13 protein-coding genes are annotated in these 16092 nt (G+C 61.0%); 10 read left to right on the top strand and 3 right to left on the bottom strand.

Annotation, left to right across the window (positions count from 1 at the left end):
• The first annotated feature begins 4 nt into the window (after positions 1–4).
• From Q1A53_RS19495 to Q1A53_RS19450, 10 genes are all read left to right on the top strand, one after another.
• The gene (locus Q1A53_RS19495; protein WP_299969679.1) at positions 5–1597 is read left to right on the top strand and encodes an ABC transporter substrate-binding protein; all 1593 of its coding nucleotides are present in this window, start codon (positions 5–7) and stop codon (positions 1595–1597) included.
• Positions 1594–2037: a GAF domain-containing protein gene (locus tag Q1A53_RS19490; protein WP_299969677.1), complete on the top strand. Its 444-nt coding sequence runs from the start codon at positions 1594–1596 to the stop codon at positions 2035–2037. Before Q1A53_RS19495 ends, Q1A53_RS19490 begins: the two co-directional genes overlap by 4 nt.
• Positions 2038–3483: 1446 nt before the next feature.
• On the top strand, positions 3484–4455 hold the full coding sequence (locus Q1A53_RS19485; protein WP_299969675.1) for an ABC transporter ATP-binding protein: 972 nt from the start codon (positions 3484–3486) through the stop codon (positions 4453–4455).
• Entirely contained in the window at positions 4452–5555 is a 1104-nt protein-coding gene (locus tag Q1A53_RS19480; RefSeq protein WP_299969672.1) for a dipeptide ABC transporter ATP-binding protein, read from the top strand. Before Q1A53_RS19485 ends, Q1A53_RS19480 begins: the two co-directional genes overlap by 4 nt.
• Before the next feature lie 16 nt (positions 5556–5571).
• The gene (locus Q1A53_RS19475; protein ID WP_299969670.1) at positions 5572–7092 is read left to right on the top strand and encodes an ABC transporter substrate-binding protein; all 1521 of its coding nucleotides are present in this window, start codon (positions 5572–5574) and stop codon (positions 7090–7092) included.
• Between the two features lie 60 nt (positions 7093–7152).
• Complete coding sequence (locus Q1A53_RS19470) at positions 7153–8097, top strand: ABC transporter permease (RefSeq protein WP_299969668.1); 945 nt, start codon at positions 7153–7155, stop codon at positions 8095–8097.
• A gap of 1 nt (position 8098) precedes the next feature.
• Positions 8099–8986, top strand: coding sequence for an ABC transporter permease (locus tag Q1A53_RS19465; protein ID WP_299969666.1), 888 nt, complete (start codon positions 8099–8101; stop codon positions 8984–8986).
• Between the two features lie 12 nt (positions 8987–8998).
• Positions 8999–10780, top strand: coding sequence for a gamma-glutamyltransferase family protein (locus Q1A53_RS19460; protein ID WP_299969663.1), 1782 nt, complete (start codon positions 8999–9001; stop codon positions 10778–10780).
• Positions 10777–11526 carry a DUF1028 domain-containing protein gene (locus Q1A53_RS19455; RefSeq protein ID WP_299969660.1) on the top strand — a complete coding sequence of 250 codons (750 nt, stop codon included), beginning with the start codon at positions 10777–10779 and terminating at the stop codon, positions 11524–11526. Before Q1A53_RS19460 ends, Q1A53_RS19455 begins: the two co-directional genes overlap by 4 nt.
• 54 nt (positions 11527–11580) lie before the next feature.
• Positions 11581–12285 (top strand): FadR/GntR family transcriptional regulator, encoded by a 705-nt coding sequence (locus tag Q1A53_RS19450; protein WP_299969657.1) that lies wholly within the window; start codon positions 11581–11583, stop codon positions 12283–12285.
• A gap of 457 nt (positions 12286–12742) precedes the next feature.
• Here Q1A53_RS19450 and Q1A53_RS19445 read toward each other — a convergent pair whose 3' ends face one another.
• The 3 genes from Q1A53_RS19445 to Q1A53_RS19435 all read right to left on the bottom strand — a co-directional run bounded on the left by Q1A53_RS19445 (position 12743) and on the right by Q1A53_RS19435 (position 16077).
• Positions 12743–14350 (bottom strand): isochorismatase family protein, encoded by a 1608-nt coding sequence (locus Q1A53_RS19445; protein ID WP_299969654.1) that lies wholly within the window; start codon positions 14348–14350, stop codon positions 12743–12745.
• A complete protein-coding gene (locus Q1A53_RS19440) occupies positions 14347–15165 on the bottom strand; it encodes a class I SAM-dependent methyltransferase (protein ID WP_299969651.1) in 819 nt (272 codons plus the stop codon). The genes Q1A53_RS19445 and Q1A53_RS19440 overlap by 4 nt, the downstream gene beginning before the upstream one ends.
• Positions 15166–15228: 63 nt before the next feature.
• Positions 15229–16077 carry an N-acyl homoserine lactonase family protein gene (locus tag Q1A53_RS19435; RefSeq protein ID WP_299969650.1) on the bottom strand — a complete coding sequence of 283 codons (849 nt, stop codon included), beginning with the start codon at positions 16075–16077 and terminating at the stop codon, positions 15229–15231.
• Between the last annotated feature and the right edge of the window lie 15 nt (positions 16078–16092).

Genomic DNA, 16092 nt, shown 5'->3' with positions numbered 1-16092 from the left:
TGTTATGTATCGCTTCAAGTCTTTTCTGGCCGCGGGCCTGCTGACAAGTGCCTTGGCATGTGCGCCGGCATTGGCGGAGACGCCGGCCAATATGCTGGTGGTCGCGCAGAACATCGATGATATCGTCACGATTGACCCCGCGTCGGCCTATGAGTTCAGCTCGGGCGAATATGTGGCCAACACCTATGACACGCTGGTGCGTTACGATGCGGTGGACACAACGGTGTTGGCCCCGGCTCTGGCGACAGACTGGACCGTTGATGCCACGGCCAAGACCGTGACCTTCACGCTGCGCGAAGGCGTCACCTTTCATTCCGGCAACCCGCTTCGAGGGGAGGATGTGGTGGGGTCCTGGCGCCGTGTCGTGGCGCTGGACAAGGCACCGTCTTTCATCCTGACGCAGTTGGGCTGGACCACGGAAAATATCGCCGAGATGGTCACCGCGGAAGGAAACACCGTAACGGTGCGCTACGACGGGGACTTTGCGCCGTCCTTCGTGCTGAATGTGCTTGCCGCGCGCCCTGCCTCCGTCGTCGATATGGAAACGGTCATGGCCAATGAGGTCGATGGCGACATGGGCCACGCGTGGCTGAACAAGAACTCCGCTGGCACCGGTCCGTTCAGTCTTGGCGTCTACCGGCCCGCCGATATCCTCGCGCTGGATGCCAACCCGGATTACTACCTGGGCGGACCCGCGATGGAGCGGGTGATTATCCAGCACAACCCGGAAGGTGCGACGCAGCGCCTGCAGCTGCAAGCCGGTGACATCGACATGGCCAAGAACCTCGATCCCGGTCAGATCGCGGGGCTTGAAGGCGCAGATGGCGTTCGGGTCGAGACCTATCCTCAAGCCGCTGTCCATTGGGTTTCGTTCAACCAGAAAGTCGACAGCCTGACCAACCCGGCCGTGTGGGAAGCCGCGCGCTATCTGGTCGACTACGAGGGCATGGCGGACGGGATGCTCAAAGGTCAGATGAAAGTGCATCAGGCCTTCTGGCCCGACGGGTTCCCGGGTGCCTTGACCGATACACCCTTTGGCTACGACCCGGAAAAAGCAAGAAAAATTCTGGCCGATGCGGGTGTCGAGACACCAATCAACGTGACCATGGACGTGATCTCCGCCCCGACATTCGTGGAAATGGCGCAGGCGATCCAGGCTTCTTTCGCCGAAGGCGGCATCAACCTTGAGATTGTTGCGGGCACCGGCGCGCAGGTCATCACCAAATACCGCGCACGGACGCATGAGGCGATGCTGCTGTACTGGGGGCCAGATTTCATGGACCCGCACTCCAACGCCAAGGCCTTTGCGTTCAACAAGGATAACGCGGACCACAAATACGCCTCCACCACCACATGGCGCAATGCGTGGATGCCCCCGGCTGAGATGAACGCCAAGACGATGGCGGCTCTCGGCGAACAGGATGCAGACACACGTCTTGAGATGTATCTGGAACTGCAGCAAGAAACGCAGGCAAAGGCGCCGTTCGTGATCATGTTTCAGGCGATCAAGCAGGTCGCGATGCGCGACACCATCAAAGGCTTCGTCAACGGCGCGACATCGGACTATGTTTTTTACCGTCTGGTGACGAAGGAGTGATCCAGCCGCCGCCTTCTGATGACAGCTTTCGTGCGGTACACGCCCAAACCGCGGGGCGGCTCTTCACGGTAACGGTACTGGACCGGACTGCTGGGCTGGCCCGACGCGTCTATTCATCCCATCCCGAGGTCTACCCGGTCTCGGGCACCAAGCCGATGGCGCAGGGCGCCTGGACGGATCAGGTCATCGGTCGCGGCGAGATGTTTGTTGCAAATACAGTTGCGGAGTTTGCGATCTATTTTCCGGATCATGATCTGATTGAAAGCCTGGGATGCCGGTCCGCGCTCAATATCCCCGTTCTGCAAGACCAGGTGATCGGGACGGTGAATATTCTCGACCGGGAACACTATTTTTCCGAACAGAAGGTCAAACACTGCACAGATGTGTGCAGTCTGCACCATGCAAAACTGATTGAAGCAATGAGTGCCTGTGCATTGTGATAACGTTGGACACCGGGTCGAAGTTTCGTTTCTCGACAGCGCTAGAGGACGTGAAACAGACACAAACATGCCAGGTCTTCCAAAGGTTTCCGGCAGACAAACCTGCCTTGAAAGACAGTTCGATGTCGGCTTGGATCGGTGCCAACCCTGTGAGCGTGGGCGAAATAATGTCCGCCGGTGCCCGAGACGGCTTGTTTCTGCCAATGGTGCGGCAAGCACATCCACCGGACGATTGACTGCATAATTGAACAAAGGCCACACACTGCCGCAACTTGGGTAATATGCAATCCTCGCCGTAAACTACGTCCAAAAACCGCATCAGCGGCACAAAACTACCGCGTCCGCCTGGCGTCACGTCCAAGACCGCATGCCGTCAGACAGCAGTATTTTCTTAGCGTATGGGCAAGCGCCCAAAGGCTGTGAAAGTGATAAGGCATTCAGTGCAGCACCCAAAGTGACGGTCGCGTCACATTTGATAACCGTTAGATACTCAACATAAGTATCCTTACAGCCATATGCGATCGTTAGCTCGCAACACTTGAACACGCCATGAACCATTCACGAATGTCACGCTGCCCTGAACGACAGATAAAGATGAGCGAACGTCAGATGGATGACGATGATCGAGTGCGCGTTGAACCGCCCAGCGGCTGGCACAGGTGAATAACGGTCAACATTGGCTCAAGAGCTTTGGCAGGTATTCCGGCTGCCGAAGCGCTGCCCGACGGCACGGCGCCCAAGTGGTACCGCACGAGGTACGCAGCAAACCTCGGATCTTTAGCATTCACCTGCGCTTCAATAAAGTGGTTCGCCGTGACCTCCCCAGCATTACCTGCAAGGCTTTTGAGATGTATTTTCCCACGATCTCCCTGCCTCGGCATTATTCGATTTTACCGTTCTTCTTGCGCAATCGATCAAAATCAGCAGTCGACCGTTGATGTGCGGGCGGGTTTGACCGCAGCCAGATTCACCCTTTTCCCGGAAGGCTTGTCCAAAAGCTACCGGACCGATGAGCAAAACGCCTCGTCATGGACCGACCGCGCGTGCCGGTTCAGCACCGTCCACGATGTAATCGGCTGAGGAGAAGACGCGGGATACTGGCAAGTAACCTCCAAGTTTCCGGTGTCCGTTGTGCTGAACGAAAAGTCGCTCGGACGCTTGCTGTTGGCAATCAAATCCGCGGTGGCGCCTCAGCGTCCCGGAGGGGTACACAATCCATCGCATGACAGAAGACCGAGAGTGCCTATCGCCACATCCAAACGCACAAACAGTCATCTGCATGATCGCTCACACCAGGTTTTCTGTTGACACGCTAATGTGGATTCGATCCGATACCAATTTGAAATTGGTTCGTATTTGTACGTTCAGAGGTCATAGGACAGCGATTTGCCGAAGGATGCGAAAGACCTGCAGATAAGCCCGCAAGAGCCGCCGGGCTCCTGCGCCATGGAATTGGCGGGCCTTTCCCTGCGTTTCCGCGGGCAGCCGAATGACGTTGTCGATGATGTCTCGCTCTCGGCAAAGTCCGGTGAGGTGCTTTGTGTCGTCGGTGAATCCGGCTGCGGGAAAAGCGTCACGGTAATGGCGCTGATGGGGTTGCTTCCGCCGGACTCATCCATAATTTCATCGGGAAATCTGAAGGTTGGTGACAAAGAAGTCGATCTGAGGCACGATACGCTACCGCGTGCGATGCGCGGCAGCCGCGTCGCTATGGTCTTTCAGGAACCGATGACCTCGCTCAATCCGGCCTTTCGCATCGGTGATCAGATATGCGAGACAATCATTCGGCACAGCGGTGTTCTGCGCAGGGAGGCGCTCTCCCGCGCGGAGGAGATGCTGCAGCGTGTCGGCATTGCCAATCCCTCACAGCGGCTCTTTGAGTATCCGCACCAATTGTCCGGTGGTATGCGGCAGCGGGTCATGATCGCGATGGCGCTGGCCAATGATCCCCAGGTTCTGATCGCAGATGAACCGACGACCGCGCTCGATGTGACCATCCAGGCGCAAATCCTCGATCTGATCCGGGACCTGCGCGACACGACGGGGATGAGCACCATCATGATCACCCATGACCTTGGTGTCGTTGCGGAAATCGCAGACCGTGTCGCCGTGATGTACGGTGGTCAAGTGGTTGAGCAAGGCCCTGTCAGAGAGGTGTTCGACAACCCGCAGCACCCCTACACGATTGGCCTGATGAGCGCGATGCCCGGGCTCGACCGCCCGGGTGAGCGACTGGCCATCGTCCCCGGCACCGTGCCTACGATCGCCAACATGCCCGAAGGCTGCCGGTTTCGCACCCGCTGTGCCTTTGCCGCCGGGATATGTGCCCAGCGACCGCCGCTGTCCGAGATTGCGCCGCAGCATGACGTCGCATGCCATTTCGCCCCTCTTGAGGACAGCGTCGAGGTGACCGGGTGAAACAGGACGTCATCCTCGAAGCGATTGATGTGGTGAAATACTTCGGAACCGACGCTGGCTGGATGTCTCGCGGACCGGTGATACAGGCCGTGGCGGGCGTGTCTCTTGAGGTGCGGCGCGGCGAAACCTTTGCGATCGTGGGTGAGAGTGGCTGCGGGAAATCCACGCTTGCCCGGGTATTGATGCGGTTGCTGACGCCGACCTCAGGGGATGTGCTCTTTGACGGACGGCAGGTCAGTGCAATCCAGGGGGCGGAACTCCGCACCCTGCGCCGCGATATGCAGTTTATTTTCCAGGACCCCTTCTCCTCTCTCAACCCGCGTATGACGGTGGCGCGGCTGGTGGCCGAACCGCTGGAAATCCATGCCCCTGAGCTATCGGTGCAGGAGCGTCGCGACCGGGTGGCGCAATTGTTGCGTCAGGTGGGACTGCGCGCGGAACACGCCGACAGGTATCCGCATGAATTCAGCGGAGGTCAGCGGCAACGCATCGGCATCGCCCGCGCGCTGGCGTCGGGGCCGAAACTGATCATCGGGGATGAGCCGGTGTCCGCCCTGGACGTCTCGGTGCAGGCGCAGGTGATTAACCTCTTGGGCGACCTGTCCCGTGATCTTGGGCTGACACTGGTGATCATCGCGCATGATCTGGGCGTGATCCGGCATATGAGCGACCGCGTGGCTGTGATGTATTTGGGCCGGATCGTCGAAATTGGTGCGACGGAGCAGGTCTTTACCGACCCCAAGCATCCCTACACCCAGGCGCTCTTGGCTGCGATCCCGTCGATGGACGGACCAGTCACAGATCATAGCGCCACGGTGCACGGCGAAATGCCCAGCCCCTCGGATCCGCCACCGGGCTGCCGGTTTCATACGCGGTGCCCGCACGCTCAGGATCTCTGCAAAACCAAGACGCCGCAACTGGCAGCAGCGCAGGACGGCTCTCATCAAGTGGCCTGTCATTTCGCGGAGACCCTGCAGCGCCCACATCTCCCCCAGACCGCACCCCGGAAATCAAAGACTGCCGAGGCACGTTTCGCGCTTTACCGCGCGGCGACAGAAGGTGGCACCGTCACGCATAAAACACACCAAGACGACCCATGAACAGAGAGGATAGACCATGTCATATATGAAAAAGGCCGTGATCACCGCGCTGGTTGGCGCAACCGCGCTCACCGCGAGCCCGGCGTTTGCCAAGGATTTGCGCATCGCTTTGCAATCGGACGCCGACGTGCTGGACCCCGACCAGTCGCGCACATTTGTCGGGCGGATTGTCTATGCCTCGCTCTGCGACAAGCTGGTCGACATCACGCCCGACCTTGAAATCATCCCACAGCTGGCCACGTCCTGGACTACCTCTGACGACGGCACCGCGATCACGATGCAGCTGCGTGAAGGCGTCGTCTTCCACGATGGCACGCCCTTCAACGCCGAGGCCGTCGCCGCCAATATCGAACGCTCGCAAACGCTGGAGACGTCCCGGCGCAAGTCGGAGCTGGCCTCGATCACCGGGACCGAAGTCACCGGTGAGCATGAGATTGTGCTGACCCTCGCAGGTCCGGATGCCACTCTGATGGCGCAGCTGGCAGACCGCGCTGGCATGATGGTCTCACCCACCGCTGCCGCGGCTGCGGGAGATGATTTCGGCCTGAACCCGGTCTGCTCCGGCGCATTCAGCTTCACCGAGCGCGTGGCGCAGGATAAGATCGTCTTGACCAAATTCGATGACTATTGGAACGCCGAGGCAATCCACTTTGACAGCGTCACCTTCCTGCCGATCCCCGACACGACCGTGCGTCTGGCGAACCTGCAGGCGGGCGATATCGACATGCTGGAACGCCTGAATGCGACCGACCTGGCACAGGCAAATGACGACAGCAGCATCGTTGTCGATAGTGCCGTCTCGCTCGGCTATCAGGCGATCACCTTCAACATCAACAACGGCCCGCGTGGCGACAACCCCTGGGGCAATGACAAACGTCTGCGTCAGGCGCTGAGCTATGCGGTAGATCGCGAGGCGCTGAACCAGGTCGTTTTCGAGGGGGCATTTGCACCGGGCAATCAGTCCTTCCCATCGACATCGCCCTGGTACAACCAGTCCCTGCCCCTTGAGGCGCGCGACATCGACAAGTCAAAGGCCCTGCTGGCCGAGGCTGGCTTTCCCGATGGGTTGGAGTTGGAGGTTCAGGTGCCCAATTCCACCGAACCGCTGGCCGTGATGCAGGTCGTGCAGGCCATGGCCGCCGAGGCCGGGATCGACATCAAGCTGACCTCCAAGGAGTTTGCGACGCTGCTGGCGGACCAATCCGCCGGTGACTATACGGCGAGCCAGATCGGCTGGTCGGGCCGCGTTGACCCCGACGGAAACAACCACCAGTTCGTGACGACAAATGGCGGCATCAACGATTCCAAATACGCCAACCCGAAGATGGACGAGTTGATGGATGCGGCCCGCGTGGCGGGCAGCACGGAAGAGCGCAAGGCGCTCTACGATGAAGCCATGACCATCATGCTGGACGATCTGAACCGCGTGTTCCTGTACCACGTCAACTGGATCTGGGCCTACAGCAACAACATGAAGGGCTTCACCCCCTATCCCGATGGCATGATCCGCCTTGAAAACGTGACCTGGGAAGAGTGACCTTTCCTGCCTGCGCTGCCTTTCAGGGTGGCGCGGGCGCTTTAATGCTGAGGCTGTGACATGCTTGCATTCCTGCTCCGACGTATCCTGATTGCCATTCCGACGGTCGTGATCATCTCGATCATGGTCTTCGGGCTGCAACATCTGCTGCCGGGCGATCCCCTTCTGGTCTTGGCGGGGGAAGAGCGTGATCCGGCGGTTCTGGAGGCCTTGCGCGAGAAATACCGCCTGAACGATCCGATCCCGGTGCAGTATCTGGCCTGGGTCGGGAATGCCCTGCAAGGTGATCTGGGCGTCTCGCTGCGGACCAATCAGCCGGTGACGGAGTTGATGGCGCAAAAGCTGCCCGTGACCATTCAACTCGCGCTGATGTCGATGGTCTTTGCCCTTGTGATCGGCATCCCTGCGGGCATCCTGTCGGCGGCCAAGAAGGGCACGGCCACCGATTACATCGCCAATGTCGTGGCCCTCTCGGGGCTGTCGATCCCCAATTTCTGGCTCGGGATCATGCTGATCCTGCTGGTGTCGGTGAAATGGCAGTTGCTGCCCGCTTCGGGCTATGTGCCGCCATCCGAGGATTTGTGGCAATCAATCCGAACCATGCTGATGCCGTCCTTTGTTCTGGGCACAGCGCTGGCCGCGACATTGATGCGGCACACACGGTCCTCGATGATCGGTGTGCTCAGCGCGGACTATGTGCGCACGGCGCGCGCCAAGGGGCTGACCGAGCGCGTCGTCATCCTCAAACACGCGCTGCGTAACGCGCTCACCCCCATCGTGACGCTGACGGCACTCTTGTTCGGTGAGCTGGTGGCGGGCGCCGTCCTGACCGAGCAGATCTTTACCATCCCCGGCTTTGGCAAGCTGGTCGTCGATGCGGTCTTCAACCGCGATTACGCCGTGGTGCAGGGCATCGTGCTGGTGACGGCTGTGGGCTTCATCTTTATGAACCTCTTTGCGGATGCGATGTATTTCGTTCTTAACCCGCGTCTGCGGGGGCACTGACATGAGCCGGACCGCACCCACGGCGCCCCTGCCCGCTGACCCCATGTCCGAAGCTCGCCCCGAGAACCGCGTGTGGAAAAAATTCCGCAGCCACAAAAGCGCGATGGTCGGCGGCGTGCTCGTGATCTTTTTCATCCTCATGGCGCTGGCGGCCCCGTTGTTGCCGATCCCCGATCCCGCGGCAACAGATTGGGGTGCTGTGCGCAAGGCACCAAGCTGGGCGCATTGGATGGGCACCGATGAGATTGGGCGCGATGTGATGGCCCGGTTGATCTGGGGGGCACAGGCGTCCTTGCTGGCGGGCGTTGTCTCTGTTGGCATCGCGGTTGTGTTCGGCGTGCCCCTTGGCATCCTCGCGGGCTATTTCGGTGGCTGGACCGATGCGGTTATCTCGCGCTGCACCGAGGCGCTTCTCGCCGTGCCCTTCCTGATCCTCGCCATTGCATTGGCAGCGTTTCTGGGGCCGTCCCTCAGCAACGCCATGATCGCCATCGGGATCTCGGCAACGCCGATCTTCGTCCGGCTCACCCGGGGTCAGGTTCTGAGCATCAAGGCGGAGGACTATGTCGAAAGCGCTCAGGCGGTTGGCCTGCCGACGCCCAAGATCCTGTCGCGCTACATCTTTCCCAATGTGCTGCCCCCCATCCTCGTGCAGGCGACGCTGACAATCGCGACGGCCATCATTGCCGAAGCGTCCCTGTCGTTTCTGGGGCTGGGCCAGCAACCGCCCGCGCCCAGCTGGGGGTCGATGCTGAATACCGCAAAGAATTTCCTCAATCAGGCTCCCTGGATGGCGATGTGGCCCGGGTTGTCGATCTTCTTCGTGGTGCTGGGCTTTAACCTTTTGGGCGACGGTCTGCGCGACGCGCTCGATCCGCGCGAACACTGATCCGGAGACTGTATGTCCGATTTCACAACCCGCCCCGAGATCAGAGGCACCTTTGGCGTCGCAACCTCGACCCATTGGATCGCATCGGCGGTGGGGATGAGCATCCTTGAGAAAGGCGGCAACGCCTTTGACGCGGCTGTGGCGATGGGGCTGACACTTCAGGTGGTGGAACCGCATCTGAACGGGCCCGCAGGGGACATGCCCGCGATTTTCTACTCAGCCAGGACGGGCGAGGTCGAGGTGCTCTGTGCCCAGGGCGTGGCGCCAGAGGCCGCAACGATCGAGCATTACACCCAGCAGGGTCTAACCCTGATACCGGGCTCGGGGCTGCTTGCGACCGTTGTGCCAGGGGCGTTCGACGGCTGGATGCTGATGCTGCGCGATCACGGCACGATGAGCCTGCGGCAGGTGATGCAACCGGCCATCGACTACGCCCGCGACGGGCATCCCATCCTGCCGCGTGTCGCCAACACCATCGCGGGGCTGCAGGAATTCTTTGATACGGAATGGCCCACGTCCGCCGCGGTCTGGACACCCGGTGGTCAAGCGCCCGAGCCGCACGCGCTGTTCAAAAACCCTGATCTGGCGGCGACGTATGATCGTCTGGCCTCCGCCACTGGCGACACGCGCGCCGCACAGATCGACGCGGCACGGCGCGCATGGCGCACTGGTTTCGTGGCCGAAGCGATTTTCGACTACCTCAGCAACGCCAAGGTCATGGATGTATCAGGGGCGAGACATGCAGCCGTTCTGGCACCCTCCGACATGGCGGACTGGCGGGCGAGCTTTGAGGTGCCGCTGAGCTACGATTACCACGGCTGGCACGTTTACAAGACGCAGGCCTGGTCTCAGGGGCCGGTGATGTTGCAGGCGCTGGCGATCCTGAAAGGGATCGACCTGGGTGCGATGGATCCCAACGGGGCCGAGTTCGTGCACACGGTGATCGAAGCCATGAAGCTCGCCTATGCAGACCGGGAGGCCTATTACGGTGATCCCGATTTCAGCGAGATCCCGATGGATGTGCTGCTGAGCGACGACTACAACGCCGAGCGCCGCAAGCTGATCGGGTCTGAGGCCTCCATGGCGCAGCGCCCCGGGCGGGTGCCGGGGTTCGAGCGGCAAGCGGAGGCCTACATCCAGCGCGCGCAACGTGATTTCAACGTCGGTGACGTGGCCGCCCAGGAACCCACGATGTCACATCTGACGGAGAAACGCGGCGATACGGTGCATCTGGATGTCATTGATCGCTGGGGCAACATGGTGGCGGTGACGCCATCGGGCGGCTGGCTCCAGAGCAACCCGGTCATTCCCGGTCTCGGGTTTGCGCTGAACTCCCGGGCGCAGATGTACTGGCTGGAGAAGGGCCTGCCCACATCGCTCGCTCCCAAAAGCCGACCGCGCACGACGCTCACGCCCAGTTACGCCGAAAAGGACGGGACGCAGCTGGTGTTCGGCACGCCGGGCGGTGACCAGCAGGACCAGTGGCAACTGATCTGGTTCTTGCGGTTTGTCCATTTTGGCACGGGCTTGCAGGAAGGCATGGACCAACCGCTGTTTCACTCCATGCACTTCCAGAGTTCATTCTTTCCCAGAGAGGTCAAGACAGGTGAGATGATGATCGAAGCTGATATCGGCAGCGATCTGATAGAGGATCTGCGGGCCCGCGGGCACCGTGTGACCGTGGCGGACCCTTGGACGGTGGGGCGTCTGACGGCGGCCCTGCGCGAGCCGGGCGGCATCCTGCGCGCGGCAGCCACCCCCCGTTTGATGCAAGCCTATGCGGTGGGCCGATGACCTTTTCGCTGATTGCCCGGGAAGCGGATGGCAGCATCGGTCTGATTGTCGCCAGCAAGTTCTTTGCCTGCGGTGCCGTTGTGCCCTTTGTCTCGAACAAGGTCGCCGTCGCCAGTCAGGCGTTTTGCAACCCGATCTGGGGCACCGAAGGCCGTGCGCGCATGATGGCGGGCGAGGCCGCGGAGGCGGTGCTTGATGATCTGGTTGCGCGCGATGACGGGCGCGCGATCCGGCAGGCTCACATGATGGATAGGGACGGCCGGTTTGCTGCCTACACCGGGTCTGACTGCGTGGACTGGGCCGGTCATCTGATCGGCGACGATCATTCGGTTGCGGGCAATATGCTGGCAGGCGCAGGCGTGCTTGAGGCCGTATCCGAGGCTTACTCAAAAGGCGCGGATCTGCCATTTGCAGCGCGTTTGATCAAGGCGATGCAGTCCGGCGAAGCCGCGGGCGGAGACAAGCGCGGACGTCAGGCCGCGGGCCTTGTGATCCACCGCGGACAGTCCCACCCTTGGCTTGATCTGCGGGCGGATGATCATGCGGATCCGCTCGGCGAACTGGCGCGCCTGTGGGAGGTGGCGCAGGAGCGATACGTGCACTTTGCCAAGAGCATGCCCACGGCCGAGCGGTTTTCGGGTTTGCCGACCCGCGCGGGAATTGATGCCGATATCGCCCGCGCCGAAGCAGACCGGAAAGCAGCGGGGCGGCTCAGCCGGTCCCATGCGGTCGAGTTTGAACATTAGGGCGGAGCCCTTGCTCTAAGAACCCTGCAAGCGTCCGAAGATACGGGAACCGACATGAATCTCATCCAGCCCAAAGGCCCTCAGCAACAGGTGCGCGAACGCCTGCTTGAGTTGATCCAGTCCGGAGATCTGGGATCCGGCGGCAAGCTGCCGACGGAGCGCGCTTTGGTGGACCGTTTCGGGGTCGGGCGACGTTTTGTGCGGCAAGCTCTCGACGCGCTGGAGACCGAGGGCCTCGTCTGGCGCAAGCAAGGCAAGGGCACTTTTGTGGGCCAGCCCACGGATCCGATGGGCGATCTTGCGGCCAAGATCACGGGCGAGACCAACGCGCTGGAAGTCATGGAGGCGCGGCTTTGCATTGAACCGGAACTGGCGGCTTTGTGCGCTCAACGGGTGCTGCCAGATGAGGTGACGCGGTTGCGGATACTGGTCCGCCGGCAATGGGAGGCCACCGATGCTCAGGCCATGGAACTCTGGGACGGATCGCTGCACCGGCTGATTGCGCAATGTGCCCGGAACCGCCCGCTGCTGACCGCATACGCGATGCTGGACAGGATCAGGTCCAATCCGTCCTGGGTTCAGCTTCGGGCCAGGGGTCGAACGGAGACCTCGCTCCAGGTCACCCACAATGAGCACACCACAGTGGTTGACGCGATAGAGGCCGGTCATGCGGAGGCGGCTCGCGTTGCCATGCGGGACCACCTTGAGACACGGCGGACCGCCTTGCGAAATGGCTTGGGGACAGACAGCACGCCCTGAGAATTTCCCCAGGGGTTGGCAGCCAACCAAACGGAGACAGTCAGGCCCTGTCCGCCAGATCGCCGAGGTCCTCCAAGCCCACTGCATGCAGTGGCCGGGTCGCGGTTGGACGATCAGGTTATCCCGGTATGTGAGAGATGCACGGCTGCCACGGCTGTACTGGTCGCAACAAAGATCCGACGTATGGTCTTGTTCCGTACCGAAACCGAGGCAGTCTGGGAATGAACTGATAGCCCGAAAATGAGAGACCAGTGCCTTTTCGCGTTGAATGCAACGTGCGGCGCGCTGGCTGAAACGCCTTGTGACAGTATCGAGAGCGAAGAAGCCGTCTTCCGTCCTCTTCACCTGTGCTCTTGATGATCGCCACGGCGCCGTCGCCGCGAAGGGCCTATCGCAAGGAGCACTTTCGCATTTGACCGAAGACTGCGGGCATCTGCCCGGGTTCGGCCCGCTGCGTTCAGCTCAGCGCGGCGATCACCGCGTCCGTCCGGGTGACAGTGGCGACATTCTGCATGGCGTAGTTGATTGACGCCCGGTGCCAGTCAGCGTTCATGGTGGAGCAGGCATCTTCCGGGACGATCATCCGGTATCCTTTGTCCGCACCGGTCCGCGCCGTATGCTCAACACTCATGTTGGTCCAGCTACCGGTATTGATGATCGTATCGCGCCCGCCATGGCTGAGATATGCGTCCAGGCGGGAGGTTTCCCAGGCGCTCATGCTCATTTTCTCGACCACCAGATCCCCTGCCTGCGGCTCCAGCCCGGCAGCGGGCGCCACCCCCCATGTGCCGCGCACAAGAGCCTTGTTGTCCTTCAAGCCCCGCTGCAATTCCGCGTGCTGACACAGATAGGGCGCGCCAGGCTCCAGCACCATCCAGACGTGAATGATCATCCCGCCCCGTCCACGCAGTGCATCGGCCAGCCTGCGGGCATTGGTCACCACGTTTTGCTGGCGCGCATGATCGGGCGAGCCGGTCGCGGCAAACGCCCCGCCGTCGATCATAACGTCGTTCTGCAGATCCTGGAGAAGCATCGCGGTACGGGCAGGATCAATCCGGAAATCAAGGCGATCCTGTATCAGCAGGTCATTGGTCATGGATACTGTTCCCTGAGACCGCACCACCGGCGCGGCCGGAGTGTGTGTGATACCGCGCATGAAAGGTTCCTCGCGCCCTCGGGTTTTGGTGTCGAGCGCATAGAGCGATGTGGTCGCGCAGATGTAGAGCGTGGACCAATCCGGCCCGCCCCAGTGCATATTGGCTACCAGTTCAGGGCAGCGCACCTTGCCCAGCAACTGCCCTTCGAAGGAATAGACCCAGATGCCGCCGGGCGCCGTCACCCAGACATTCCCGTCCTTATCCGCCTTCATGCCGTCAGGCACCCCGGCCAGCGCATCATCCGCGATCCCGCCGGCAAAGACACGACCGTGGGTCAGACGCCCGTCTGCGGCCACGTCGAACATGCGGATATTGGCTTGTTCGGTATCGTTGACCCACATCCACTTTCCGCAAGGCGAAAAGCACAGCCCGTTCGGTTGCGAAAACAGGCTGCGTTCAACCACAAGCTCCGGCTCATCGCCCGGAGTATGCGCCGGTGGCAGTCGGTAAACCCCCTGAAACCCCTGTTCCAGCGGGCGGGGCACGCCGAAGTGTTCCATCCGGCCATAGGTCGGATCCGTGAAGTAGATGCTGCCGTCCGCCCCGACAACAATGTCATTGGGGCTGTTGAGTTCCTTACCCTCGAAATGTGTGCACAGCGTCTCGCGCGTGCCATCGGTGCGGAGGCGCACCACGGAGGAGGTAGCATGTTCGCAGACCAGCAGGTGGAGATCCGCATCATAGGTCATGCCGTTGGCCTTGTGCGTGGGACGCTGCACCTCTGATACCCCTTGGCCGGGGCGGTAGCAGCGGCGCACATCCCCGGGCATATCCGAAAACAGCAGCATCTGCTCTTCGGGGTGCCAAATCGGCCCTTCGGTGAACGTAAAACCGCTGCCAAGATGGTGCAGCGGTGCGTTCACGTCGATCAGCGTGTGAAACGCATCAGCCAATGCGGTATGTGTCATCGCACGTCTCCGTCGGAAAGAGGATCGTTTGCCGGTTTGATCGCAGCAACCAGTCCGGTTTGCTTGGACGCCGCGATCACACCACCGGCGCTCTCAAGGCGTGTCTCGACCAGCGCGCGCAGGGCCGACTTCTGCTCGGGCGTGCCCGCATTGGCTGGTGGCATCGACAACAGAAAATCGAGGATGATATCCGCATCATCGCAGCGATACGCCTCCTGCAGATCGTGCCGTGTCACGGCCTCGAAATCGCGCGCAAGCAATCGCTCTGCATCATCGAGCGAAAAGATCATTGCAGCGATATCGTAGGGCTCGACGCCAAAAACCGTGCCTGTCATCTCGGTCAGCTCAACGAGGTTCTCGCAGGTGTTGGTGGTGGTATAGATCCGCCCGCCCCGGCGCAAGACACGGGCGGCCTCAGCCAACGCGGCGGGAATATCGGGCACGTGGTAGAGCATGTGCATCATCACCACCGCATCGAAGCTCTCCGCCGCGAAAGGCAGATCCAATGCATCGCCCTCGACACCCTCAACGCTGCCCCAATGTGTCTCGGCCGCAAGCGCTGCCTGCGCTTCTTTCACCATAGCCGAAGAGGTATCGAGCAGCGTCAGCCGCAACCCCGGGGCCAGCGATGCCCCCATACGCCGCCACATCCAGCCCGGTCCGCAGCCAACATCAAGCACGGCCGCCCCCTCCGGCAGCGCCATGCGCCGGGCCAACCAGTCAAACCACCCGACGCGGCTGTAGGCGACATGCAAGTTGGCGCGCTTTGTCAGGTTGCTATTCGTGGCATATTGCGCGCGAACATCATCGGTCATGGCTGGGCCTTTCCATCGGCTGGAGCCTGTTGATATGCGGGCAGCTACCTTGACACGCAATTGTTATGCCGGAAACCAGTGCCGGTCCGGCAGTGTTTCGGTCATCGGCCCGGGCACCTGCATCCCTAACCGCCCGACGACGCGCTGCCGCTCGATCTTTGCCGGTTTGTCATGGATGGGCAAAAGGAAGGTATAGTTGTTCAGCAGCTTCTTGATCGCCCCCTTCTCCTCCCGTTTGGATTGGGAATGGTTGCCGGTGACGCGCGGCTCCATCCAGTTGTTTGTATAGACGTGGTTCACGATCTGATCATTGAAGTCATAGATCACGTCACCGCAAATGCAGGCGAGCCCCTCGGCTGTCTCGACCACGACGTTCATGGATCCTTCGGTGTGGGCGCCTGCGTATTCGCACCAGACACCGGGAATGATTTCCTCTGCGGTGGTGATATCGAGATCCAGGAACCGGATCGCTTCAGGCTCGTAGATCCGGTCCACCAGATGCTTGATGTCGGGCTTTGGATACTGCGGGAACATGATGCCCGACACGCTGAACTCCATCTCACGCCGGTTCAGAACGACAGTGGTATTCATGGGGAACTTGTCGTCCTGGCCTGCATGATCAATGTGCAGATGGGTATGCAGGATATAGCGGATGTCGCCCAGCTTCAGCCCGTGTCTGCCCAGCTGCTGTTCCATCATGTTGTCGTGAAACTGCAGCCCCCGCATGCCGAGGCTCTCCATGATGGCGTTGTCGCGGTAGCCTGTATCCACCAGCACCGGGTATTCGCCGCCGGTGATCAGGAACCCGTAGACAGGCACCCGGCGTGTGCGGCCGCATTCGTGACCCAGCACCAGAAAACTCGTCTCCAGCTCGATGTCGCCGTAGTCGAGCACGTGAATTTGCAAAGCCATTGTCTTACTCCCTTA

This window comes from uncultured Roseobacter sp., from assembly GCF_947496515.1.
Classification (GTDB): Bacteria; Pseudomonadota; Alphaproteobacteria; order Rhodobacterales; family Rhodobacteraceae; genus Roseobacter.
The sequence above is the reverse complement of the archived record's forward strand: the minus strand, read 5'-3'. Positions and strand labels throughout refer to the sequence as shown.

Bases quoted from the DNA above. Each gene is read 5' to 3' on its own strand.
- Q1A53_RS19445 (WP_299969654.1), bottom strand. From the start codon at position 14,350: ATGACACATACCGCATTGGCTGATGCGTTTCACACGCTGATCGACGTG.
- Q1A53_RS19440 (WP_299969651.1), bottom strand. From the start codon at position 15,165: ATGACCGATGATGTTCGCGCGCAATATGCCACGAATAGCAACCTGACA.
- Q1A53_RS19460 (WP_299969663.1), top strand. From the start codon at position 8,999: ATGTCCGATTTCACAACCCGCCCCGAGATCAGAGGCACCTTTGGCGTC.
- Q1A53_RS19485 (WP_299969675.1), top strand. From the start codon at position 3,484: ATGGAATTGGCGGGCCTTTCCCTGCGTTTCCGCGGGCAGCCGAATGAC.
- Q1A53_RS19475 (WP_299969670.1), top strand. From the start codon at position 5,572: ATGTCATATATGAAAAAGGCCGTGATCACCGCGCTGGTTGGCGCAACC.
- Q1A53_RS19455 (WP_299969660.1), top strand. From the start codon at position 10,777: ATGACCTTTTCGCTGATTGCCCGGGAAGCGGATGGCAGCATCGGTCTG.
- Q1A53_RS19470 (WP_299969668.1), top strand. From the start codon at position 7,153: ATGCTTGCATTCCTGCTCCGACGTATCCTGATTGCCATTCCGACGGTC.
- Q1A53_RS19435 (WP_299969650.1), bottom strand. From the start codon at position 16,077: ATGGCTTTGCAAATTCACGTGCTCGACTACGGCGACATCGAGCTGGAG.
- Q1A53_RS19495 (WP_299969679.1), top strand. From the start codon at position 5: ATGTATCGCTTCAAGTCTTTTCTGGCCGCGGGCCTGCTGACAAGTGCC.
- Q1A53_RS19465 (WP_299969666.1), top strand. From the start codon at position 8,099: ATGAGCCGGACCGCACCCACGGCGCCCCTGCCCGCTGACCCCATGTCC.
- Q1A53_RS19450 (WP_299969657.1), top strand. From the start codon at position 11,581: ATGAATCTCATCCAGCCCAAAGGCCCTCAGCAACAGGTGCGCGAACGC.